Source organism: Paenibacillus woosongensis (assembly GCF_009725165.1).
Classification (GTDB): domain Bacteria; phylum Bacillota; class Bacilli; order Paenibacillales; family Paenibacillaceae; genus Fontibacillus; species Fontibacillus woosongensis.
Map to the genome: position 1 here is coordinate 1 of NZ_WNZW01000034.1, position 1274 is coordinate 1274.

Annotated in this window: 1 rRNA gene; it reads right to left on the reverse strand. The window is 54.6% G+C overall.

Annotated elements, in window-relative coordinates:
- Positions 1-1274, reverse strand: a 23S ribosomal RNA gene (locus GNP95_RS25485); the annotation flags it as partial.

Sequence of the window (1274 nt, forward strand, 5' to 3'; positions counted from 1 at the left end):
AATTGGGAAATCTCATCTTGAGGAGGGCTTCACGCTTAGATGCTTTCAGCGTTTATCCCATCCGCACGTAGCTACCCAGCTATGCTCCTGGCGGAACAACTGGTGCACCAGCGGTGCGTCCATCCCGGTCCTCTCGTACTAAGGACAGCTCCTCTCAAATTTCCTACGCCCACGACAGATAGGGACCGAACTGTCTCACGACGTTCTGAACCCAGCTCGCGTACCGCTTTAATGGGCGAACAGCCCAACCCTTGGGACCTACTTCAGCCCCAGGATGCGATGAGCCGACATCGAGGTGCCAAACCTCCCCGTCGATGTGGACTCTTGGGGGAGATAAGCCTGTTATCCCCAGGGTAGCTTTTATCCGTTGAGCGATGGCCCTTCCATGCGGTACCACCGGATCACTAAGCCCGACTTTCGTCCCTGCTCGACTTGTCAGTCTCGCAGTCAAGCTCCCTTTTGCCTTTGCACTCTACGAATGATTTCCAACCATTCTGAGGGAACCTTGGGGCGCCTCCGTTACTCTTTAGGAGGCGACCGCCCCAGTCAAACTACCCACCTGACACTGTCCCCGAACCGGATCACGGTCCTAGGTTAGAACTTCGATACGATCAGGGTGGTATCCCAACGATGCCTCCACCGAAGCTGGCGCTCCGGATTCCTAGGCTCCCACCTATCCTGTACAAATCGCATCAAAGTTCAATATCAAGCTGTAGTAAAGCTCCATGGGGTCTTTCCGTCTTGTCGCGGGTAACCTGCATCTTCACAGGTATTAAAATTTCACCGGATCTCTCGTTGAGACAGCGCCCAAGTCGTTACGCCATTCGTGCGGGTCAGAATTTACCTGACAAGGAATTTCGCTACCTTAGGACCGTTATAGTTACGGCCGCCGTTTACTGGGGCTTCGGTTCACAGCTTCGGGTTACCCCTAACCGCTCCCCTTAACCTTCCAGCACCGGGCAGGCGTCAGCCCGTATACTTCGCCTTACGGCTTCGCACAGACCTGTGTTTTTGCTAAACAGTCGCTTGGGCCTTTTCACTGCGGCCCCCTCGTGCTATTCACACTACCGGGGCACCCCTTCTCCCAAAGTTACGGGGTCATTTTGCCGAGTTCCTTAACGAGAGTTCTTCCGCGCGCCTTAGAATTCTCTTCTCGCCTACCTGTGTCGGTTTGCGGTACGGGCACCTTCTCCTGGCTAGAGGCTTTTCTTGGCAGTGTGAGATCATGACCTTCGGTACTGTAAATTTTCCCTCCCCATCACAGCCCAGCCTTA